The sequence below is a fragment of the Variovorax sp. J22G73 genome (assembly GCF_030317035.1).
GTDB lineage: Bacteria > Pseudomonadota > Gammaproteobacteria > Burkholderiales > Burkholderiaceae_C > Variovorax.
Window position 1 is genome coordinate 845,371 of record NZ_JASZYK010000002.1, and the last position, 19,755, is coordinate 865,125.

General features: G+C 68.8%; 19 protein-coding genes and 1 riboswitch. Of the genes, 5 read left to right on the plus strand and 14 right to left on the minus strand.

All coding sequences use genetic code 11. The features are described 5' to 3' along the window. Position 1: 1 nt before the first annotated feature. On the minus strand, positions 2 to 2,026 hold the full coding sequence (locus QTI51_RS11995) for a TonB-dependent receptor (RefSeq protein ID WP_286515791.1): 2,025 nt from the start codon (positions 2,024 to 2,026) through the stop codon (positions 2 to 4). Between the two features lie 302 nt (positions 2,027 to 2,328). Beyond that, positions 2,329 to 2,608, minus strand: a riboswitch (cobalamin riboswitch). Between the two features lie 38 nt (positions 2,609 to 2,646). After that, on the minus strand, positions 2,647 to 2,934 hold the full coding sequence (locus QTI51_RS12000) for a hypothetical protein (protein ID WP_116907174.1): 288 nt from the start codon (positions 2,932 to 2,934) through the stop codon (positions 2,647 to 2,649). Positions 2,935 to 3,116: 182 nt separating this feature from the next. Here QTI51_RS12000 and QTI51_RS12005 point away from each other — a divergent pair, with 182 nt between their 5' ends. Then, positions 3,117 to 3,521: a hypothetical protein gene (locus tag QTI51_RS12005; RefSeq protein WP_116907173.1), complete on the plus strand. Its 405-nt coding sequence runs from the start codon at positions 3,117 to 3,119 to the stop codon at positions 3,519 to 3,521. Between the two features lie 47 nt (positions 3,522 to 3,568). On the opposite strand, the gene QTI51_RS12010 is transcribed toward QTI51_RS12005, so the two are convergent. The 3 genes from QTI51_RS12010 to phbB all read right to left on the minus strand — a co-directional run bounded on the left by QTI51_RS12010 (position 3,569) and on the right by phbB (position 7,635). Next, entirely contained in the window at positions 3,569 to 5,275 is a 1,707-nt protein-coding gene (locus tag QTI51_RS12010; protein ID WP_116907172.1) for a cation:proton antiporter domain-containing protein, read from the minus strand. A 145-nt stretch (positions 5,276 to 5,420) separates the two neighbouring features. Beyond that, the gene (locus tag QTI51_RS12015; protein ID WP_116907171.1) at positions 5,421 to 6,773 is read right to left on the minus strand and encodes a dicarboxylate/amino acid:cation symporter; all 1,353 of its coding nucleotides are present in this window, start codon (positions 6,771 to 6,773) and stop codon (positions 5,421 to 5,423) included. A 124-nt stretch (positions 6,774 to 6,897) separates the two neighbouring features. After that, a complete protein-coding gene (phbB, locus tag QTI51_RS12020; protein WP_116907170.1) occupies positions 6,898 to 7,635 on the minus strand; it encodes an acetoacetyl-CoA reductase in 738 nt (245 codons plus the stop codon). Between the two features lie 202 nt (positions 7,636 to 7,837). On the opposite strand from phbB, the gene QTI51_RS12025 reads away from it, so the two are divergent. Next, a complete protein-coding gene (locus tag QTI51_RS12025) occupies positions 7,838 to 8,485 on the plus strand; it encodes a DJ-1/PfpI family protein (RefSeq protein ID WP_116907169.1) in 648 nt (215 codons plus the stop codon). Then, entirely contained in the window at positions 8,482 to 9,021 is a 540-nt protein-coding gene (locus QTI51_RS12030; protein ID WP_116907168.1) for a CinA family protein, read from the plus strand. Before QTI51_RS12025 ends, QTI51_RS12030 begins: the two co-directional genes overlap by 4 nt. On the opposite strand, the gene QTI51_RS12035 is transcribed toward QTI51_RS12030, so the two are convergent. The 6 genes from QTI51_RS12035 to QTI51_RS12060 all read right to left on the minus strand — a co-directional run bounded on the left by QTI51_RS12035 (position 9,018) and on the right by QTI51_RS12060 (position 14,793). After that, positions 9,018 to 9,641 (minus strand): hypothetical protein, encoded by a 624-nt coding sequence (locus QTI51_RS12035; protein ID WP_116907167.1) that lies wholly within the window; start codon positions 9,639 to 9,641, stop codon positions 9,018 to 9,020. The two genes, QTI51_RS12030 and QTI51_RS12035, sit on opposite strands and share 4 nt — an antisense overlap. Positions 9,642 to 9,714: 73 nt before the next feature. Beyond that, positions 9,715 to 10,722: a tripartite tricarboxylate transporter substrate-binding protein gene (locus QTI51_RS12040; protein WP_116907166.1), complete on the minus strand. Its 1,008-nt coding sequence runs from the start codon at positions 10,720 to 10,722 to the stop codon at positions 9,715 to 9,717. A gap of 62 nt (positions 10,723 to 10,784) precedes the next feature. Beyond that, positions 10,785 to 11,678: an HpcH/HpaI aldolase/citrate lyase family protein gene (locus QTI51_RS12045; protein WP_116907165.1), complete on the minus strand. Its 894-nt coding sequence runs from the start codon at positions 11,676 to 11,678 to the stop codon at positions 10,785 to 10,787. Further along, positions 11,675 to 12,856 carry a CaiB/BaiF CoA transferase family protein gene (locus QTI51_RS12050; protein WP_116907164.1) on the minus strand — a complete coding sequence of 394 codons (1,182 nt, stop codon included), beginning with the start codon at positions 12,854 to 12,856 and terminating at the stop codon, positions 11,675 to 11,677. The genes QTI51_RS12045 and QTI51_RS12050 overlap by 4 nt, the downstream gene beginning before the upstream one ends. A gap of 17 nt (positions 12,857 to 12,873) precedes the next feature. Next, the gene (locus QTI51_RS12055; RefSeq protein ID WP_116907817.1) at positions 12,874 to 13,791 is read right to left on the minus strand and encodes an HTD2 family dehydratase; all 918 of its coding nucleotides are present in this window, start codon (positions 13,789 to 13,791) and stop codon (positions 12,874 to 12,876) included. Between the two features lie 21 nt (positions 13,792 to 13,812). Further along, positions 13,813 to 14,793, minus strand: a complete 981-nt coding sequence (locus QTI51_RS12060) for a tripartite tricarboxylate transporter substrate binding protein (protein ID WP_116907163.1) — start codon at positions 14,791 to 14,793, stop codon at positions 13,813 to 13,815. Between the two features lie 119 nt (positions 14,794 to 14,912). Between QTI51_RS12060 and QTI51_RS12065 the strand changes: the two genes are divergently transcribed. Further along, a complete protein-coding gene (locus QTI51_RS12065; RefSeq protein ID WP_116907162.1) occupies positions 14,913 to 15,833 on the plus strand; it encodes a LysR family transcriptional regulator in 921 nt (306 codons plus the stop codon). 462 nt (positions 15,834 to 16,295) lie between these two features. Here the strand turns inward: QTI51_RS12065 and QTI51_RS12070 are convergent, their stop codons facing one another. Then, positions 16,296 to 16,886: an NADPH-dependent FMN reductase gene (locus QTI51_RS12070; protein WP_116907161.1), complete on the minus strand. Its 591-nt coding sequence runs from the start codon at positions 16,884 to 16,886 to the stop codon at positions 16,296 to 16,298. Between the two features lie 66 nt (positions 16,887 to 16,952). Next, positions 16,953 to 17,837 (minus strand): glutathione-dependent disulfide-bond oxidoreductase, encoded by an 885-nt coding sequence (gene yghU / locus QTI51_RS12075; RefSeq protein ID WP_116907160.1) that lies wholly within the window; start codon positions 17,835 to 17,837, stop codon positions 16,953 to 16,955. A 38-nt stretch (positions 17,838 to 17,875) separates the two neighbouring features. Between yghU and QTI51_RS12080 the strand changes: the two genes are divergently transcribed. Then, positions 17,876 to 18,508 carry a glutathione S-transferase family protein gene (locus QTI51_RS12080; RefSeq protein ID WP_116907159.1) on the plus strand — a complete coding sequence of 211 codons (633 nt, stop codon included), beginning with the start codon at positions 17,876 to 17,878 and terminating at the stop codon, positions 18,506 to 18,508. Positions 18,509 to 18,553: 45 nt separating this feature from the next. On the opposite strand, the gene QTI51_RS12085 is transcribed toward QTI51_RS12080, so the two are convergent. Further along, entirely contained in the window at positions 18,554 to 19,732 is a 1,179-nt protein-coding gene (locus tag QTI51_RS12085; RefSeq protein ID WP_116907158.1) for an acetyl-CoA C-acetyltransferase, read from the minus strand. Between the last annotated feature and the right edge of the window lie 23 nt (positions 19,733 to 19,755).

Here is a 19,755-nt window from a genome sequence, read left to right on the forward strand (position 1 = left end):
CTCAGAAGTTGACCAGCGCCGACAGCTCGAACGAGCGCGGCCGGCCCAGCAGCCACTGGTTGCCGCTGTTGGAGAACGACACCGGGTACTTGCGGTCGGCCAAGTTGTAGGCGCGCAGCGCCAGCTTGAGCGACGGGCTGGCCTGCCAGCTCACCGAGGCGTCGGCCACGGTGTACGAGCCGATCTTGCGCGTGTTGGCCGTATCGACCTGGCGCGGGCCCACGTAGCGCACGCCGAAAGCGGCCTCCCACTGCGGGCGAAAGCGCCAGCCGAGCCACAGGTTCGCCGCCTCTTCGGGCACGCCCGTGGGCGTGTTGCCCGCGCGCGAGACCAGCCTGCCGTTCACCACCTCGTTGAAATCGTCGTAGCGTGCGCGCAGCTTGGCCACGTTGGCCTCCAGGTTCAGCGTGGGCGTGAGCGCCAGGTCGAGCGTGGCCTCGATGCCTTCGGACGACTGCTGGCCGACCTGCTGCGTCTTGCTCGGGTCGTTCGCGTCGCGCGACAGCAGCTTGTTCTTCTCGATGCGGTAGGCGGCCACCGTCCAGGCGCTGCGGCTGTCGGCCAGCTGGCGCTTGTAGCCGACCTCCACCTGCCTGCCCGTGCTGAGCTCGAAGGGCACCTGCGTGGCCGAGGTGCTGATGAGCGAGGTCAGCGGGTCCGCCGCGCGCGCCACCTGGGCGTAGAACGACTGCGTGGCATCGGGCGCGTACACCACGCCGAGGCGGCCGGTGGCGTACTCGAAGGTCTTGCCCAGGCTGTTGGCGGCGTTCTGCAGGTCGGCGCGCGCGACCTTGGCGTGGTCCCAGCGCAGGCTGCCCACCACGGACCACTGCTCGTTGAAGGCCAGCTTGTCTTCGGTGAAAAAGGCGTAGGTGTCGGTCTTGGTCTTGTAGCGCGGCAGGTAGGCCACGGGCGAAGCGTAGTAGCCGGGGTTGAAGGTGAACGGGTCCACCACCGAGCGGCCGCCGAAGGGCGTGTCGCTGGTGTTCAGGAAGTCGATGCGGTTCACATCAAAGCCCGCCAGCACCTGGTTGGCCAGGCCGAACAGCCGGTGCTTCACGGTCACGTCGGTGCGGTTGCCGACCTGCTCCTGGTCGTGGCCGATTTCGAGGTAGTCGCCGCGCGTCACGCGGCGCGTGGTGGCGTTGAAGGTGTAGGTCTCGCTGTTGCGCCAGTGGCGCTTGCTCTCCAGGCGGTAGAGCTGGTTGCGCACCGTCACGGCGTCGTTGGGCGTCCATTGCGCGTCGAGCCGGGTCCACTTGTCGCGGTACTTGATCTCGGCGTCGTCGAGGTTGTAGTTCTGGCGCAGCGTCTGGCTGCCCAGGCGCCCGTCGATCAGCGGCACGCCGTAGTAGCGCTGCGGCGTCTGCCGGCCTTCGTCGTGCGACAGCGTGAACTGCAGCTGCGGCGACACGTCGAGCCGCACGGCCGCGCCCACGGCCAGGCTCTCGGCCTCGCCGCGCTGCATGAAGCCGTCGGTGGCGCGGTGGCTGATGTCGAAGCGGTACGAGAGCTTGTCGTTGATGGCACCGCCGCTGCCGAAGGCGACCTGGCGCGTGGCGTCGGAGCCCAGCGTGACGAGCGCCTCGTTCTGGATGGGGCCGCGCGTGGGCTTCTTGGGCACCACGTTGATGGCGCCGCCGATGGCGCCCTCGCCGTACATCACCGAGGCCGCGCCGCGCAGCACCTCGATGCGGTCGACCGACCAGGTGTCGAAGGGAAAGGTGACGGTGCCCGCGCCTGCGTACAGGCGCGTGCCGTCGAACAGCTGCATGACCGAGCCGTGGCCCGTGAAGCCGCGCGCGGCCATGGCGGTGCCGCCGTTGCCCGGCGCGGGCGAACCGGTGATGCCGGTGGCGCGGGTGGCCGCATCGACGACCGACACGTCGCCGCGCGCGCGGATGGTGTCGCCCGTCAGCACCTCGATGCTGGCCGGTGTTTCCAGCGGCGTGAGGCCGAGCCGGCTGCCGGTGGCCGTGGGCTCGTCGATGGCCAGCGGCGCGTGGCGGTCGGCCTCGACGCGCACCGGGTTCAGGCTTTGGGCGCCGGTTGCTTCCGTTTGCGCAAAAGACGCGCCGGGAGCGAAAGCCAGACCCAGGCCCAGCCCCAATGAAATGCCCGAAATGTGCGAAAGGCGCGCCCGATGAAGCTGCGCACCCCTTCCCGCGCGATGCCGCGCCTGTGTCGTTCGACCCATGTGACCTCTCCTCCGGCCTGCGTCCCCGCAGGCTCCCGACCGATGAAGGACGCAGCAGGGGAAAGGCGAAAGGGCTGCCACGGTGCGCGCGAGCGCCAAGCGGCGGGCCCGGACACGCACTCCCGCTGCGTCCGAAGGCGGTTGCGAAGGCCGGTATCCGGGCTTGCGGAGCGTCGTGGCGTGCCGAGTGAAGGCACACCGCGACCGAAACCCTCGCCTTCCCACGCCGAAGCGCAGTGACTGCCGAGCCCTCGATGAAGGGGCGCGTGCGTGAGGGTTTCCAGATCCGCTGACCGTTGCGGGGGCAGCGCAGGCATTGCCGCGTCATCGACGACGCGGCGCACCTGCTTCCCGTTTAACCCCTGGAGCCATGCGACATGGCGGGAGGGGCACCTTCGAACCGTGGTCTGGTGCGGTTAAGAAAAATTAACACACCAAAACCGGCGGAATTATAGGGAGCCGGGCTTTCCTTCGGGCCCGAACAGGCGCCGCATGACCGCCACGCCGGCCACCAGCGCATTGGAGTAGCTGGTGTAGGGCTCGAGCGCGGCTTCGAGCGGAAGGTAGACGTGGGCGGGGGCGCCGGCTGTGCCCGGTGTGCCCGGTGTGCCCGGCGTGCCAGGAATGGGCGAGGCACCTGGCGCCGAGCCATCGTCCACCGCCTCCATCAGCACCCAATAGAACTCGCCCGCCTCCAGCTCATGGACGGTGAGCGCGATGTTTCTGGGGTTGGGCATGGGCGTGAAGGTGGGCTGCTGTACGTTGAATGGCTGGAGGACAGGTGCGGTTGACAGCTTCCGGGCTTCTCCTACAGAGCGGGCCCGTGGCGCGGCCTAAGGTTTTACACACGGGGCGCCTGCGGTGACTGTGCGGTGACTGCGGCGGCTCCTCTCTCGCTAAAACCAACCCAGGAGGCAGCATGAAACCCTTCAGCCTTGACCCGAGCATGCGGGCGACCATCGGCGGCGCGTTCTACCCGACCGGCTATTCGATGGTGATGTTCCCCAAGCCCGAAGACGCCACCCGCGTCGGCCAGCAGCTGATCGACGGCGGCGTGAGCCGCGACGACATCTTCCTGCTGCCGCCGCAGGCCGTGCTCTCGCAGATTTCGCCGACGGTCGAACAGGCCGACGACCCGCTGCCTTCCGCCGGCACCGAAGGCGCCACCGTGCGCGCCTACACCAAGCTGGCGCGCGAAGGCCATGCGGCGCTGCTGGTGAAGACCGACGACAGCGACGCCGCCGAGCGGCTGATGGTGGCGGTGCGCACCGTGCCTTACGCCATTGCGCAACGCTACCGGGCGCTGGTCATCGAAGACCTCTGAGGCCCTGGAGATCGAAGAGCGGCGCGGCGCCTGGGTCAACGCGAGGCTCAGGCCGGCACGGCCATGGCGACGGCACGCTGCACCACGTCGCGGGCCATGGCCTGCGCGAGTTCGTGTTCGCCGAGGAACACGGTGGCCGATGTTTCCTGCGTCAGCAGCCGGGCCTCGTGCTCGTTGTGGCTGCGAATGACGGTCTGGATGGTGGGGTTCAGCGTGCGCGCGGTTTCCATCATCTGGCGCACGTTCATGGCGTCGGGCGTGGCCACCACCAGCACGCGGGCGCGCGCGATGTGGGCCTGGATGAGCACGGCGGGGTCGGCCGCGTCGCCCCACACCGCGGGCGTGCCCGCCTCGCGCAGCTTCTCGACCAGCTCGCGGTTCTGCTCGGCGACCACGTAGGGAATGTCGTGCGCGTCGAGCTCCTGCGCAATGCGGCGCCCGACCCGGCCGTAGCCCACCAGCACCACCTGGCGGGACAGGTACTTGGCCTCGGTGGTCATCGGCAGTTCGGCCAGCGGGTCGTCGCGCGACTCCAGCCCGCGCGCGAACGACGAATGGGCGTGCAGCCATTTCTGCATCGGCGTGATCAGGCTGAACCACAGCGGGTTGGTGGCAATGGAGATGAGCGCGCCCGCCAGTACCAGGCTCTGCCCTTCCACCGGCAGCAGGCCGAGCGACACGCCCAGCCCGGCGAGGATGAACGAGAACTCCCCGATCTGCGCCAGGCTGGCGCTGACCGTGAGCGCCGTGCCCAGCGGGTAGCGAAACACCAGCACCAGCGCGCAGGCCGCAATCGACTTGCCCAGCACGATGACCAGCACCACCGCCAGCACCTGCAGCGGCCGCTCGATGAGCACCGAGGGGTCGAACAGCATGCCCACCGACACGAAGAACAGCACGGCGAAGGCGTCGCGCAGCGGCAATGATTCTTGCGCGGCGCGGTGGCTGAACTCCGACTCGCGCATCACCATGCCGGCGAAGAAGGCGCCCAGCGCGAACGACACGCCGAACAGCGCGGCAGACGCAAAGGCGATGCTCACGGCCGCGGCCACCACGCACAGCGTGAACAGCTCGCGCGAGCCGGTGCGCGTGACCTGCCAGAGAATCCACGGGAACACGCGGCGCCCGACCACGAGCATCAGCGCCACGAAGCCGCCGACCTGCAGCAGCGTGAGGCCCAGCGTTTGCCACAGCGGATCGGCCGGGCCGGCCTGGGCGTTGTGGCCGCCGAGCGTGCCGGCCAGCGGCGGCATGAGCACGAGCACCAGCACCATGGCCAGGTCTTCGACGACGAGCCAGCCGATGGCGATGCGCCCGGTGAAGGAATCGAGAATGCCCAGGCTTTCGAGCGCGCGCAGCAGCACGACGGTGCTGGCGACCGACAGCGCGAGCCCGAACACCAGCGCGGCCCCGGGGCTCCAGCCCCACCACATGGCGAGGCCGCCGCCGAGCAGCGTGGCCACGGCGATCTGCGCGAGCGCGCCGGGCAGCGCGATCTTGCGCACGGCCAGGAGGTCGTCGAGCGAAAAATGCAGGCCCACGCCGAACATGAGCAGCATGACGCCGATTTCGGCGAGCTGCGCGGCGATGCCGGCGTCGGCCACGAAGCCGGGGGTGAACGGTCCGATGATCACGCCGGCCAGCAGGTAGCCGACCAGCGCCGGCAGCCGCAGCTTGGCCGCCAGGAACCCGAACACGAGTGCCAGCCCGAGGCCGGCGGCGATCGTGTTGATGAGGGAAACGCTGTGGGGCATCGCCGCATTTTGCAGGAACGATGCCTACCCCTTCGTGTCAGCCGGCCATCTGTTGCGCGTTCCTGGCGCTTGTGTTTCGGGGGTGGTTGTTCGGAGCGTATGAACAGGCCGCCGGGTGGCGGCCGATCAACGACCGCCTTGGACCTCAGCCCGACATCTTGCTGGTGCGGGCCCCCTCGATCAGCTCGGGCTCCTGCGCCTCCACCCAGGTCTCGTTGTTCAAGGCGGCCTGCAGCCGGGCCTCGTCGAGTTCGTTGGTCCACTTGGCCACCACGATGGTCGCCACGCCGTTGCCGATCAGGTTGGTCAGGGCGCGCGCCTCGGACATGAAGCGGTCGATGCCCAATATCAGCGCCAGCCCCGCCACCGGCACATGCCCCACCGCCGACAGCGTGGCCGCCAGCACGATGAAGCCGCTGCCCGTCACGCCGGCCGCGCCCTTCGAGGTGAGCAGCAGCACGGCCAGCAGCGTGATCTCCTGCACCAGCGTCATGTGCGTGTTGGTGGCCTGGGCGATGAACACCGCGGCCATCGTCAGGTAGATGGAGGTGCCGTCGAGGTTGAACGAGTAGCCCGTGGGAATCACCAGGCCCACCGTCGTCTTGTTCGCGCCGGCGTTCTCCATCTTCTCCATCATGCGCGGCAGCACCGACTCGCTGGACGAGGTGCCCAGCACGATGAGCAGCTCTTCCTTGATGTACTTGATGAACTTCCAGATGCTGAAGCCATGGAACCTGGCGATCAGCCCCAGCACCACGAAGATGAACAGCAGGCAGGTCAGGTAGAAGGTGCCCATCAGCTTGCCCAGGGAAAACAGGCTGCCCAGGCCGTACTTGCCGATGGTGAACGCCATGGCGCCGAAGGCACCGATGGGCGCCAGCTTCATGATGTAGTTGACGATGCCGAAGAGCACGTGCGAGCCCTTCTCGATCACGTCGAACACCAGCGTGCCGCGGCCACCGAAACGGTGCAGCGCAAAGCCGAACAGCACCGCGATGAGCAGCACCTGCAGGATCTCGCCCTTGGCGAAGGCGTCGACCAGCGTGTTGGGAATGATGTTCAGGATGAAGTCGACCGTGCCGGTCATCTTGCCGGGGCCGGTGTACGAGGCGATCGACTTGGTGTCCAGCGTGGCCGGGTCGACGTTCATGCCCGCGCCGGGCTGCAGCAGGTTCACCAGCACCAGGCCGACCACCAGCGCGATGCTGCTGACCACCTCGAAGTACAGCAGCGCCAGGCCCCCGGTCTTGCCGACCTTCTTCATGTCTTCCATGCCGGCGATGCCCACCACCACCGTGCAGAAGATGATGGGCGCGATGATCATCTTGATCAGCTTGATGAAGCCGTCGCCCAAGGGCTTCATGGCCTCGCCGACCGTCGGGTAGAAGTGGCCCAGCAGCACGCCGATGATCACCGCGGTGATCACCTGCACGTAGAGGGAGCGATAGATCGGGAGTTTCTTGGCAGGATTGGCGGGTGTACTTGTTGTGTTTTCCATGGTGCCTCCGGAGGGGTTTGAAACTGTAGGAGCGTGCGGGCCACTTTCCATTCGTAGAAGCCACATTCCGTGAACAAAAAAACCCGCCGAGGCGGGTTTCTTGTTCAGGTGAAGGTCAGCATGCTCAGTGCATGTGCAGGCCGCCGTTGACCGAGAAGTCGGCCCCCGTGCTGTAGCCGCCTTCGTCGGTCGCGAGCCACGAGATGATCGAGGCGATTTCGCTCGGCTCGCCCAGGCGCTTGACCGGGATGGTGGCCACGATCTTGTCGAGCACTTCCTGGCGGATGGCCTTGACCATGTCGGTGCCGATGTAGCCCGGGCTCACGGTGTTCACGGTGACGCCCTTGGCCGCCAGCTCCTGCGCCAGCGCCATGGTGAAGCCGTGCATGCCGGCCTTGGCCGCCGAGTAGTTGGTCTGGCCCGCCTGGCCCTTGGCGCCGTTGACCGAGCTGATGTTGATGATGCGGCCCCAGCCCTTTTCGACCATGTCGCCCACCACCTGCTTGGTGACGTTGAACATGCTGTTCAGGTTGGTCTCGATGACCGCGCTCCAGTCTTCAGGCGTCATCTTCAGGAACATGCGGTCGCGCGTGATCCCGGCGTTGTTGACCAGCACGTCGATGGCGCCATGCGCGGCCTTGGCGGCGGAGAAGGCTTCGACGGTGGATTGCCAGTCGCCGACGTTGCCGACCGACGCGTGGAATTCGAAGCCCTGGGCTTTCTGTTCGGCCAGCCACTTGCCGTGGTCGCGGGTGGGGCCGCAACCGGCGACGACGGTGAACCCGTCCTTGTGCAGACGTTGGCAGATGGCTGTTCCGATGCCACCCATGCCCCCGGTGACATATGCAACTTTCTTGCTCATGAGATTTCCTTTATGTACGTAGCAAAAGCCTGAACGGCCGCCTTCACTCTAGCGAGTTTCAGGCCACGGCTCTCTGAGGAAAACACTGAGCCAGGCTTGCAACCAGCTGTCACGAAGCGGCCTTTGCGAGCAGGCTCTATCCTCGCAGCAGTCCGTGTCACCGTGCCCCGCGCGGGGCTTCCTCGCATAGGAGTTCGAAAGTATGAGTTTCGGCATCATCGTGTTTCCCGACGTCGAGGAACTCGACTTCGTCGGCCCCTGGGAAATGCTGACCATGTGGAGCAAATTGGCCGGCGGCCCCAGCCCCTGCCTGATCGTGGCCGAGAAGCGCGAGCCGGTGGCCTGCGCCAAGGGCCTGTCGATCAACCCGCATGTGTCCTTTGCCGAATGCCCGCCGCTGGACTGGCTGCTGGTGCCCGGCGGCATGGGCACCCGGCGCGAGGTCGACAACCCCGCCATGACCCGCTTCCTGGCCGACCAGGCGCCCGGCTGCAAGGCGCTGCTGTCGGTGTGCACCGGCGCCTTCGTGCTGCACGCGGCCGGCCTGCTCTCGGGCAAGACCGCGACCACGCACTGGGGCTCCCTCGACCGGCTGCGCGCGCTGGGCGATGTGAAGGTGGTCGAGCAGCGCTTCGTGCGGGACGGCAACGTCTGGACCTCGGCCGGGGTATCGGCCGGTACCGACCTGATGCTGGCCTTCATCGCCCACACCGCGGGCGAGGAAGCCGCGGCCAAGGTGCAGCTGCAGGCCGAGTACTACCCGGCGGACACGGTGTACGGCAGCACGGCCAGCCACGAGCGCGCGCCCGCCTACGTGAAGCGCCCGGGCAACCCGGCGCGCACGCCATGAGCGCCCCCGCGGTGCTGGAACCCCTGGCCGTGCTGGCCGCGCGCGTCGGCGAGACGCTGCGCGCGCGCGGACAGACCGTGGCGGTGGTCGAGTCTTCGGCCGGCGGCCTGGTGTCGGCCGCCCTGCTCGCGGTGCCGGGCGCCTCGGCCTACTTCCGCGGCGGCGCGGTCGTGTATTCGCGCCGCGCCGGCCGGGCCCTGCTGGGCCTGACCGCCGAGGACATGACCGGCCTGCGCGGCGAGACCGAGCCCTACGCCCGCCTGGTCGCCGGCCGCGTGCGCGACACGCACCACACGAGCTGGGGCATCGCCGAGAGCGGCGCGGCCGGCCCGGTGGGCAGCCCGTACGGCGACGCGCCGGGGCATGTGTGCCTGGCCATCGTGGGCGCGGTCACGGTGAGCCGCACCATCGAAAACGGCGACACCGACCGGCCGCGCAACATGGACGTGTTCGCGCGGCAACTGCTCGCGCTGTTCGAAGAGACGCTGGCGGCCTCCCCGTCCTCGTCCGCTCCCTCCTCCTCGTCTTCCTTCTAGTTCAGCCGCAGCCCTTCGCCTGCCCACTCCTGCACGCGGCGCTGGCAGGCGGCGATCCATGCGCTGCGCGCCTTGCCCTTGCGCTCGGGCACGGTCGCCACCAGGCCATCGGGATGGCGCAATCCCGCCGCATAGCGCTTTTTCGCGTCTTCATTGGCCGGCGCGAAAGCGTAGTGCGTGCGCGAGAACTCGTCGAACTGCGCATCCCACGCATGGAACACGAGGTTGTACTGCGGGTCTTCGGCGTCCTCGTCGTAGCCCACGAGGTCCTGCTTCAGCGGCTTGCGCCCGCCGAGGCCCGGCACCGGCGAGCGCAGCGCGGTCCAGGCCATGCGGCCGTCGGGCGAGAAACGCACGACCAGCAGGCCGGGCTCCCACTCCACGCACCAGAGCAGGTCGTCGCCGTCCAGCACATAGCTGAACCGCGCGCCGGTGTGCAGGATCATGGCCGGGCCGTCGAGGTAGGTCGCGTCGTCGAGCGGCTGCAGGGTGGGCAGCACGCGCTCGCGAAGAAAGCGCGCGTCGTCCTCGGGCACCGGCGCCGTGTGCATCACTTCGCGGCCCCGCTTGTCCTCGACGAAGATGGCGTACTGGTATTGCGCCGGGCTGTTCTGCACCATGTCCCCCTCCCGAAAAAGGCGCCAGTTTAGTGGCGCCTTTTTCGGCTCTACGGCGCCTGACCGGCGCGCCAGCTCAGTCCGCCTGCACGCCCGCCGCGCGAATCACCTTGCCCCACTTGTCGACCTCCGCCGCCAGGTGCGTGCGCAGGCTCTCGGGCGTCTGCTTGTCCAGCGGCACGATTTCCGAGCTGAGCTCGGCCAGCCGGTGCTTGACCATGTCGTCCTGCAGCGCGGCGCGCAAGGCCACGTTGAGCTTGTCGATCACCGCCGGCGGCGTGCCCTTGGGCGCGTACACGCCGTGCCACACGCGCACGTCGAAGCCCTTCAGGCCCTGCTCGTCCAGCGTGGGAATGGTGGGCATGCTCGACAGCCGCCTGGGCGTGGTCACGCCGAACACCTTCACGCGGTTGCCGTCCTTGATGACCGGCGCGGTCTGCGTGGTCTGGTCGCACAGCAGGTCGACCTGCCCGCCCATCAGGTCGTTCAGCGCCGGGCCGGCGCCCTTGTAGGGCACGGTGGTGAGCTGCACGCCGATCTGGTTCATGAACAGCAGCCCGCACAGCTGCGACACCGCGCCCACGCCCGCGTTGGCCAGCGTGACCTTGTCCTTGTTCGCCTTCACGTAGGCCAGCAGCTCGGGGTAGGTGCTGGCCGGAAAGTCCTTGCGCGACAGCAGCGTCATCGGCACGTCGAGCACCTGGCCGACGTACTCGAAGTCTTTCAGCGGGTCGTAGTTGAGCTTCTTGTACAGCGCGGGCGCGGTGGCCATGCCCATGTGGTGGATGAGGATGGTGTAGCCGTTGGGCGCCGCGCGGGCCACCCGGGTGGGCGCGATGGTGCCGCCCGCGCCCACGGTGTTTTCCACGATCACCGTCTGCCCCAGCGACTTGCCCATGGGAATGGCCAGCATGCGGGCCACCACGTCGGTCGGCCCGCCAGCCGAGTACGGCACCACCATGGTGATTGGCTTGTCGGGCCAGGCCGGCTGCGCGCCGGCCGGTGCCTGCACGGCCAGCAGGCAGGCGCCCACCGTGGCGGCGATCAGGGCGTTGGACTTCCGGGTCTTCTTCGTTGCGCTCATCTCTTTGTCTCCTTGGGTTATGTGTCTTCGGTTGTCTCTGCTTGCGGGTATTCGGGGCCTGTTCAGGGCGCGCAAGGGGCCGCGTGCGCGGCCTGCGCCAGCAGCCGTTCGGCCAGCCGCACGACCGGCGCGTCGACCATCTTTCCGTCGAGGCTGACCACGCCGCCGCCCGATGCGCGAACGGCCTCGACCACGCGGCGTGCCCAGGCCAGTTCGTCGGCGCCGGGGCCCAGCGCGGCATGCACCGGCGCGACCTGGTCCGGGTGGATGCACAACTTGGCGCCGAAGCCGCCGCGCCGGGCGCGCGCGGTGTCGGCGGCCAGCCGTGCGGCGTCGCGCCAGTCGGCGGTCACGCCGTCGATGGGCGCGGGCAGCCCGGCGCGGCGCGAGGCCATCCGCAGTGCCAGGCGCACGGGCACCAGCTCGGCCTCGTCGGCGTCGCAGGCCAGGCCCAGGTCGGCCTGGAAGTCGAGGTTCCCGAAAGCAAGGCGCAGCACCTGCGGCGCGGCGGCGAGTTCATCGGCCGCGTCCAGCCCCGCCACGGATTCGACCAGCGGCACCAGCACGCCCTTGGCGCCGACGGCCTCGGCAAGCCGCGACAGGTCGCTCGCGCGCTCGGCCTTGGGCAGCACGACACCGGCGACCAGCCCCTGCGCCGCCAGCATGCCGACCTGCGCGCAGTCGTCGCCGTGCCACGGCGTGCCGGCGGCGTTGATGCGCACCAGCAGGCGCGCACGCTGCTGCGAAGCCAGCGCGGCGAACGACGCCGCAAGCCCCGCGCGCGCCGACGCCTTGCGCTCGGGCGCCACCGCGTCTTCCAGGTCGACGATGACGCCGCCCGCCCCCGTGGCCAGCGCGCGGGCGTGGCGCTCGGGCCGGTCGGCGGGCACGAAGAGAAAGGTGCGAGCGAGGGCGAGTGCAGTCGCGGATTCGTGCGTCACAGGCGCCCCGCTCATACCGCCTTCGCCTCGCGCAGCGCCGCGATGTCGGCGTCGCTCTTGCCCAGCCCGCGCAGGATGGCGTCGGTGTGCTCGCCCACGGCCGGCACCGGGTCCATGCGGTAGTCGAAGGCGCTCTGGCGCCCGGCCGGCAGCAGCGCCGGAATGTCGCCCGCGGGCGACCCCACCTGCCGCCAGCGGTCGCGCGCCCGCAGCTGCGGGTGCGCCCACAGGCCGGCCATGTCGTTCATGCGCGCATTGGCGATCTGCGCGGTGTCGAGCCGCTGCAGCACCTGCGCCGTGTCGAGCGCGCCGAAGGTCGCCACGATGAGTTCGCGCAGCGCCTCGCGGTTCTCGTTGCGCCGTGCGTTGCTGTCGAAGCGCGCGTCGCTTGCGAGCCCCGGCTGCAGCAGCACCTTCTCGCAGAACAGGCGCCACTCGCGCTCGTTCTGCAGGCCCAGCATCACCGTGCCGCCGTCGCCCGCGGGGAACGGGCCGTAGGGGTAGATGGTGGCGTGCGAGGCGGCGCTGCGCGGCGGCGGCGTGGCGCCTTCGTAGGCGTAGTACATCGGGTAGCCCATCCACTCGGCCAGCGACTCGAGCATCGACACGTCGATGTGCGAGCCCTTGCCCGTTTTGCCGCGCTGCAGCAGCGCGGCCAGGATGCCGGTGTACGCGTACATGCCCGCGGCGATGTCGGCGATGGAGTTGCCCGACTTGCACGGGTCCTCAGGCGTGCCCGTGACCGACAGGAAGCCCGCCTCGCTCTGTATGAGCAGGTCGTAGGCCTTCTTGTCGCGGTACGGGCCGTCGTCGCCGTAGCCCGAGATGTCGCACACGATGAGCCGCGGGTGCTTCGCCTGCAGCGCCTCGGCGCCCAGCCCCATGCGCGCCGCGGCGCCGGGCGCGAGGTTCTGCACCAGCACGTCGACGTCGGCCAGCAGCGCCTGCAGCACCTCGAGCGCGGCGGGCTGCTTCAGGTCGAGCGTGAGGCTTTCCTTCGAGCGATTCACCCACACGAAGTGCGAGGCCTCGCCGTTCACGCGCGCGTCGTAGGCACGGGCGAAGTCGCCCGCGCCGGGGCGCTCCACCTTGATCACGCGCGCGCCCAGGTCGGCGAGCTGGCGGGTGCAGAACGGCGCGGCAATGGCGTGTTCGAGCGAGACGACGGTGATGCCGTCCAGGGGTCGGGTCATGGGTGTTCTTTCGTCGCTCAGGCCAGCACCGCGGTGGCCTGCATGGTGAGCCAGCCGTCGGCGTCTTCGCCCCACAGGCTGAAGGTCTTGCCATCGGCGCCTGCCTCGGCCGGCTTGCCGTGCACGCGAAACGGCGCGGTGTCGAAGGTCGGGCGCACCGCGCGGAACTCGAAGCGCGCAAGCTGCGCGCCCGGCACGTTGCGCCGCAGCAGGTCGAGCAGCAGCGTCGCGATGAGCGGGCCGTGCACGATCAGCCCCGGATAGCCCTCGACCTGCGTCACGTAGCGGCGGTCGTAGTGGATGCGATGCCCGTTGAAGGTGAGCGCCGAGTAGCGGAACAGCAGCACGTCGTCGGGCACGATGTCGCGGCTGAAGGCCCCGTCCTTGGGCAAGGGGATGGGCGCGGGCGTGGGCGGCGGCCCGGCGTCGCCCGCCCCGCTCCGTGGGGCGGCGGCGCGGTAGACGATGTCGTGCTCTTCCGTCAGCGCCAGCCCGCGTTCGTTGCGCACCTCGTGGCGCACCAGCACGAACACCAGTTCGCCGGTGCGCCCGGCCTTGTGCGTGACCGAGGCGATGGTCGAGGTGCGCTCCACCTTGTCGCCCACCCGCAGCGGGTTGCCCGGCTCCCACGCGAGCCGCCCGCCGGCCCACATGCGGCGCGGCAGCGGCACGGGCGGCAGGAAGCCGCCGCGCTTCGCGTGGCCGTCCTCGCCGATTTCCGACTGCCGCGCGTGCGGCAAAAAGAAGAGCCAGTGCCACAGCGCGGGCAGCGGCGTGCCGGGCGCAGGCGGTGCGTCGTCGCGGTCTAGCGTGGCGGAAAGCGCGCGCACGGGCGCGGCGGTGATGTCGTCGGCCAGCGTTTCGCTGCGGCCTTGCCAGGCTTGCAGCCTGGCGAGCGCGTCGCTGTCGACCAGGGGTCGGGTGGTGTCGTTCATCGGCGTCTTTGGTTTCTTCATTCAGTCGACCGCGGCACCGGAGGCCTTGACGATGCGCGCCCACTTGGCGAGGTCGTCCTGCAGCAGCGCCGAGAACTGTTCGGGGGTGGTGGGCGCGGCAATCTCCACGCCCTGCTGGTCGAGCTTGTCGCGCAGGTCTTTCGAGGCCAGCGCCTTGCGCGTGGCCTCCTGCAGGGTGGCCAGCACCTCGGGCGGCACGCCGGCGGGGGCGAACAGGCCGATCCACAGCGTGCCGTTGTAGCCGGGCACGGCCTCGGCGATGGTGGGCACGTCGGGCAGCACGGCGGAGCGCTTGTCGCCGCTCACGGCCAGCGCGCGCAGCTTGCCGGCCTTGATGTGCGCCAGCGCCGAGGGCAGGCTCGCGAACACGATCGGCAGCTGGCCGCCCAGCACGTCGTTCAGCGCTGGCGCCACGCCCTTGTATGGCACGTGCTGCAGCGAAATGCCCGCCATGCTGTTGAGCATTTCGCCCAGCAGGTGGTTCAGCGTGCCGTTGCCGGCGGAGGCGTACTGGTAGTTGGCGCCCTTCTGCCGCGCCAGCTTCAGGAACTCAGCGAAGTTCTTCGCCGGGAACGAGGGGTTCACCAGCAGCACGTTGGGCACCGCGCCGACGAGGCCGACCGGCTTGAAGTCCTTTACCGGGTCGAAGCCCGGGTTCTTGTACAAGGCCGGGTTGATCGCCTGGCTGCTGCTGATGGTCATGAGCAGCGTGTAGCCGTCCTTCGGGCCCTTGGCCACCAGCTGCGTGCCGATGTTGCCGCCCGCGCCGGGGCGGTTGTCGACCACCACGCTGGCGTTGTGCATCACCTCACCGAGCTTCTGGCCGACCAGGCGGCCGACGATGTCATTGGTGCCGCCGGCGGCCTGCGGGACCACGAGGGTCACGGGGCGCGAGGGATAGGTGTCGGCGTGTGCCGGGCCGGTGCAGGCCAGGGTGGCTGCCGCGGCGAACGCAAGCAGCGCGCGTGCGCGAAATCTCATGTGGGGTGTCTCCATGGCCGCATGGTCGTTCGCCCTCCCCGCCCGCGCAATCTGCGAATTCGGAACCCAGCCTTCTGCAATTCCGAAGGCTGGGGCCTTTCCGGCGCCTACCATCGGCCATGCTTTTCGACCTCACCGACCTGCGCCTGTACGTGGCCACCGCCGAGCTCGGCAACCTCACGCGCGCCGCCGAGCGCCAGCACCTGTCGCTGGCCGCGGCCAGCGCGCGCATCAAGGCGCTGGAGGCGCAGGCCGGCCTGCAGCTGCTGCAGCGCGAAGCACGCGGCGTGCGGCTGCTGCCGCCGGGCGAGGCCTTTCTGCACCATGCGCGGCTGGTGCTGCACCAGACCGAGCAGCTGCGCGACGACCTGCTCGAATACGGCGGCGGCCTGCGCGGCCACCTGCGCGTGTTCGCGAACACCACGGCCGTGACCGACTTCCTGCCCGAGATCCTGCCGGGCTTCCTGGCGCGCAACCCGCGCATCAACGTCGACCTTCAGGAAAAACCGAATGCTCAGATCCCGCGCGGTGTGCGCGAGGGGCGCGCCGACATCGGCATCGTCGCGGGCGCGGTCGACACGCTGGGGCTGGAGTCGATCCACTTCAGCACCGACCGGCTGGTGCTGGTCACCGCGCGCAAGCACCGCTTCGCGAAGCGCCGGCGCATCGCGTTCGCCGAGACGCTCGACGAAGACGCCATCGGCATGCAGCAGGGCAGCACGCTGCAGGCCTTCCTGGCGCAGATCACCGACAACCTGGGCAGGCGGCAGAAGCTGCGCATCCAGCTCGGCAGCTTCGACGCCATGTGCCGGATGATCGGCAGCGGCGTGGGCATCGGGGTGGTGCCGGAGTCGGCCGCGCGGCGCAACCAGGAGAGCATGCAGCTCGCGCTCATCGAGCTGGCCGACGCGTGGTGCGTGCGCGAGCGGTACCTGCTGGTGCGCAGCCGCGCGGCCTTGCCGGTGTACGCGCAGGCACTGGTCGACACGCTGTGCAGGCACTACGCGGTGCCGGAGGCCGGGCCTGACGCGGCGCGATGAAAAGCGCCTGGGTAGGCCGTTTTTCAGCAGTTGTTATGCAAGTGTGTACAAGCCGGGTTAATCCCCATTTTCTGTGTACAACTTTGGGGGCAACTCAGGCGGAGCTTTGTAAAACGAACGCAAGTGGTTGTTTTATAAAGGGATTCCACACTTTGCCCAAAATTTAAGCGGTGAACAAGTTTCAAGGGCCTGAACGCCGTCGAATCAGGTCAAACCCTAGGTTTTGGCCAATTTTTCGATGCCCAGGCCTCGGTATCGGGCCAAAAACACGGGTTGACCCGTGTAGTCCCCACTTTCTGTGCACAACTTTGGGGACAACTGAGGTGGAGCCTTGTAAAACGAATATAAGTCGTTGTTTTATATGGCTATTCCACACTTTGCCCATTTTTTGAGCGGTGAACAAGATGCAACAGGCCTCACGAGGCCGCGCATCTTTTGTAGTCGAACGGCTTACAGCACCCGCTAGTACGGCGGTGCCTTGCGCGCCCGCTGCGCGCGCGCCGCCTCGGTCCACCAGGCCAGGTCGTCCGCGAACCGGCCAAAGGAACGGTCGAGCGACTCGCCCGCCGGCCCGGTCGGCTTGCCGTCGGCGTCCAGCGTCTGCGAGATGGGCCCGACGGCCAGCGTGCTCGACACCACCACCATGCCCATCTCGGACAGGATCGAATGCCACACCGTGCCCGAGCGCACGCCCGAGAAGCGCCCCGCCGAGTAGCTCGCCACCGCCGCGGGCCGCCAGAACCACTCTTCCAGAAAGTGGTCGGTGAGGTTCTTCAGCCCCGGCTGCGGGCCCCAGTTGTATTCGCCGGTGACGAACACGAAGGCGTCGGCCGTGCGGATCTTCTCGGCCAGCGCTTCCATGGCCGCGGGCGCGGTGCCCTTGGGATATTCCTTGTACATGCGGTCGAGCATGGGCAGGCCGACCGCCTTGGCGTCGATGAACTCGGCGTCGTCGCCACGCGCGCGCAGCCCCTCGACGATGTAGTCGGCCAGCCGCACGCCCATGCGGTCGGAGCGGTACGAACCGTAGAACACCAGGATCTTGTCGCTCATCGTTGCTCCGTGGGGCTGGGGACCGGCGGGGTCGGAAAGTACTGCGCCGCTCGGGGCGCTCGCTGCTCAGGAAGGCGTGGCCAGCTTGTCTTGCGTGCGCGTGTCGAAGTCGCTCGCGTCGTGGCGCTCGTGCAGCTGGCTGTCCGGCTGGCCCCAGGTGCGGTTGACCATGCGCCCGCGCTGCACGGCGGGGCGCTGCGCGATCTCGTCAGTCCAGCGCAGCACGTTCTTGTATTCGCCCACCGACAGGAACACGCCCGCTTCGTAGAGCTGCCCTTTGGCCAGCGTGCCGTACCAGGGCCACACGGCCATGTCGGCGATGGTGTATTCGTTGCCCGCCAGGTAGCGGCTCTCGGCCAGGCGGCGGTCGAGCACGTCGAGCTGGCGCTTCACTTCCATGGCGAAGCGGTCGATGGCGTATTCGATCTTCGTGGGCGCGTAGGCATAGAAGTGGCCGAAGCCGCCGCCCAGGTACGGAGCGCTGCCCATCTGCCAGAACAGCCACGACAGGCATTCGGCGCGGGCTGCGCGTTCGCTCGGCAGGAAGGCGCCGAACTTCTCGGCCAGGTACTGCAGGATGGCGCCCGACTCGAACACCCGCACCGGCGCGGGCTCGCCGCGGTCGAGCAGCGCGGGAATCTTGGAGTTCGGGTTCACCGCCACGAAGCCGCTGGTGAACTGGTCGCCCTCGTTGATGCGGATCAGCCAGGCGTCGTACTCGGCGCCGGCGTGGCCCAGCGCCAGCAGTTCTTCGAGCATCACCGTCACTTTCACGCCGTTGGGCGTCGCCAGCGAATAGAGTTGCAGCGGATGCTTTCCCACCGGCAGGTCCTTGTCCTGGGTGGCACCCGCGATCGGGCGATTGATGTTCGCGAAACGCCCGCCGTTGTCCTTGTTCCAGGACCAGACGGTGGGCGGCGTGTAGACGCTTTCGGGGGTCGTGCCATTCATGCGATGAGTTCCCAGGGGACAGAGGAGTTCGACAGACGATGATCATTCTCTACGACTGCGCCACAGCGCCGAGTCCGCGCCGCGCGCGCATCCTGCTTGCCGAGAAGGGCATTGCGCACGACACGGTGCAGGTCGACCTCGCCCGTGGTGAGCAACTGGGCGCGGCCTACCGCGAGATCAATCCGCAGTGCACCGTGCCCGCGCTGCGCACCGAGGAAGGCGCGCTGCTGGCCGACAACGCCGCCATTGCGGCCTACCTGGAAGCGCGCTACCCCGAGCCCGCGTTGATGGGCGTCACGCCGCAGGAAAAAGCCGAGGTCGCCAGCTGGAACTGGCGCGTGGAATTCGAGGGGCTGATGGCCATCGCCGAAACGCTGCGCAACAGCTCGCCCGCCATGGCCGACCGGGCGCTGCCCGGGCCGGTGAACTACGCGCAGATTCCCGAGCTCGCGCAGCGCGGGCTGGTGCGGGTGCAGAAGTTCTTCGAGACGCTGAACGAGAGACTGGCCGGGCGGGAGTTTCTCGCCGCCGACCGCTTCAGCCTGGCCGACATCACCGCCGTGGTGGCGGTGGATTTCGCGCGCGTGGTGCGGGTCAAGCCCGGGGAGCAGCACCCCGAGCTCGTGCGCTGGCGCGCGGCGATGGCGCTGCGGCCGTCGATGTCGCGCTGAGCGACACCAACGGCGGCGACGGCAGCGACCGCGGCGCCAAGGCGATCAACGTTCGATCGTCAGCGCCACGCCCATGCCGCCGCCGATGCACAGCGAGGCGATGCCCTTCTTGGCGTTCTGGCGCTGCATTTCGTGCAGCAGCGTCACCAGGATGCGGCAGCCCGACGCGCCGATGGGGTGGCCGATGGCGATGGCGCCGCCGTTCACGTTCACCTTGTTCACGTCCCAGCCCATCTCGCGGTTCACGGCGCAAGCCTGCGCGGCGAAGGCTTCGTTGATTTCCAGCAGGTCGAGGTCGGCGGCCTTCCAGCCGGCGCGCTGCAGCGCCTTGGTCGACGCGGGCACCGGGCCCATGCCCATGATGGCCGGGTCGAGGCCGGCGGTGGCGTAGCTGGCGATGCGGCCCAGCGGCTTCAGCCCGAGCGCGGCGGCCTTCTTGGCCGTCATGACCATCACGGCGGCGGCGCCGTCGTTCAGGCCCGAGGCATTGCCCGCGGTCACGCCGCCGGCCTTGTCGAAGGCGGGGCGCAGGCCGGCCAGGCCTTCGGCGCTGGTCTTGCGGTTGATGAACTCGTCCTTGTCGAAAACGACCGGGTCGCCCTTCTTCTGCGGAATGTTCACCGCGACGATCTCGTCCTTGAACTTGCCGGCGTCCTGCGCGGCGGCGGCCTTGGTTTGCGAGCCCAGGGCCAGCTCGTCCTGCGCGGCGCGGTCGATGCCGAACTTCTTGGCCACGTTCTCGGCGGTGATGCCCATGTGGTACTGGTTGTAGACGTCCCACAGGCCGTCCACGATCATGGTGTCGACCAGCTTCCAGTCGCCCATGCGCTGGCCGTTGCGCGAGTTGGGCAGCACGTGGGGCGCCATGCTCATGTTTTCCTGGCCGCCGGCAATGACGATCTCGCTGTCGCCCGTGGCCACGGCCTGGGCCGCCAGCATCACGGCCTTCAGGCCCGAGCCGCACACGGCGTTAATGGTGAGCGCCGGCGTTTCCTTGGTGCCGCCGCCCTTCAGCCACGCCTGGCGCGCGGGGTTCTGGCCGGCACCGGCCGCCAGCACCTGGCCCATGATGGCCTCGCCGACCTGGTCGGCCGTGAGGTTGGCACGCGCAATCACTTCCTTGATGACGATGGCGCCCAGCTCGGTGGCCGCGATGCCGGCGAGCGAGCCGCCGAACTTGCCGACCGCCGTGCGTGCTGCCGAAACGATGACGATGTCTTCCATGAGGTTCTCCGTTGAAGTGATTT

Excerpts from the sequence above, each read along its gene's own strand:
- QTI51_RS12065 (WP_116907162.1), top strand. The coding sequence starts at position 14,913 with ATGCTTTTCGACCTCACCGACCTGCGCCTGTACGTGGCCACCGCCGAG.
- QTI51_RS12015 (WP_116907171.1), bottom strand. The coding sequence starts at position 6,773 with ATGGAAAACACAACAAGTACACCCGCCAATCCTGCCAAGAAACTCCCG.
- QTI51_RS12035 (WP_116907167.1), bottom strand. The coding sequence starts at position 9,641 with ATGGTGCAGAACAGCCCGGCGCAATACCAGTACGCCATCTTCGTCGAG.
- QTI51_RS12040 (WP_116907166.1), bottom strand. The coding sequence starts at position 10,722 with ATGAGCGCAACGAAGAAGACCCGGAAGTCCAACGCCCTGATCGCCGCC.
- QTI51_RS12085 (WP_116907158.1), bottom strand. The coding sequence starts at position 19,732 with ATGGAAGACATCGTCATCGTTTCGGCAGCACGCACGGCGGTCGGCAAG.
- QTI51_RS12055 (WP_116907817.1), bottom strand. The coding sequence starts at position 13,791 with ATGAACGACACCACCCGACCCCTGGTCGACAGCGACGCGCTCGCCAGG.
- QTI51_RS12000 (WP_116907174.1), bottom strand. The coding sequence starts at position 2,934 with ATGCCCAACCCCAGAAACATCGCGCTCACCGTCCATGAGCTGGAGGCG.
- QTI51_RS12025 (WP_116907169.1), top strand. The coding sequence starts at position 7,838 with ATGAGTTTCGGCATCATCGTGTTTCCCGACGTCGAGGAACTCGACTTC.
- QTI51_RS12045 (WP_116907165.1), bottom strand. The coding sequence starts at position 11,678 with ATGAGCGGGGCGCCTGTGACGCACGAATCCGCGACTGCACTCGCCCTC.
- QTI51_RS12060 (WP_116907163.1), bottom strand. The coding sequence starts at position 14,793 with ATGAGATTTCGCGCACGCGCGCTGCTTGCGTTCGCCGCGGCAGCCACC.
- phbB (WP_116907170.1), bottom strand. The coding sequence starts at position 7,635 with ATGAGCAAGAAAGTTGCATATGTCACCGGGGGCATGGGTGGCATCGGA.
- QTI51_RS12010 (WP_116907172.1), bottom strand. The coding sequence starts at position 5,275 with ATGCCCCACAGCGTTTCCCTCATCAACACGATCGCCGCCGGCCTCGGG.
- QTI51_RS12050 (WP_116907164.1), bottom strand. The coding sequence starts at position 12,856 with ATGACCCGACCCCTGGACGGCATCACCGTCGTCTCGCTCGAACACGCC.
- QTI51_RS12070 (WP_116907161.1), bottom strand. The coding sequence starts at position 16,886 with ATGAGCGACAAGATCCTGGTGTTCTACGGTTCGTACCGCTCCGACCGC.
- yghU (WP_116907160.1), bottom strand. The coding sequence starts at position 17,837 with ATGAATGGCACGACCCCCGAAAGCGTCTACACGCCGCCCACCGTCTGG.
- QTI51_RS12030 (WP_116907168.1), top strand. The coding sequence starts at position 8,482 with ATGAGCGCCCCCGCGGTGCTGGAACCCCTGGCCGTGCTGGCCGCGCGC.
- QTI51_RS12005 (WP_116907173.1), top strand. The coding sequence starts at position 3,117 with ATGAAACCCTTCAGCCTTGACCCGAGCATGCGGGCGACCATCGGCGGC.
- QTI51_RS12080 (WP_116907159.1), top strand. The coding sequence starts at position 17,876 with ATGATCATTCTCTACGACTGCGCCACAGCGCCGAGTCCGCGCCGCGCG.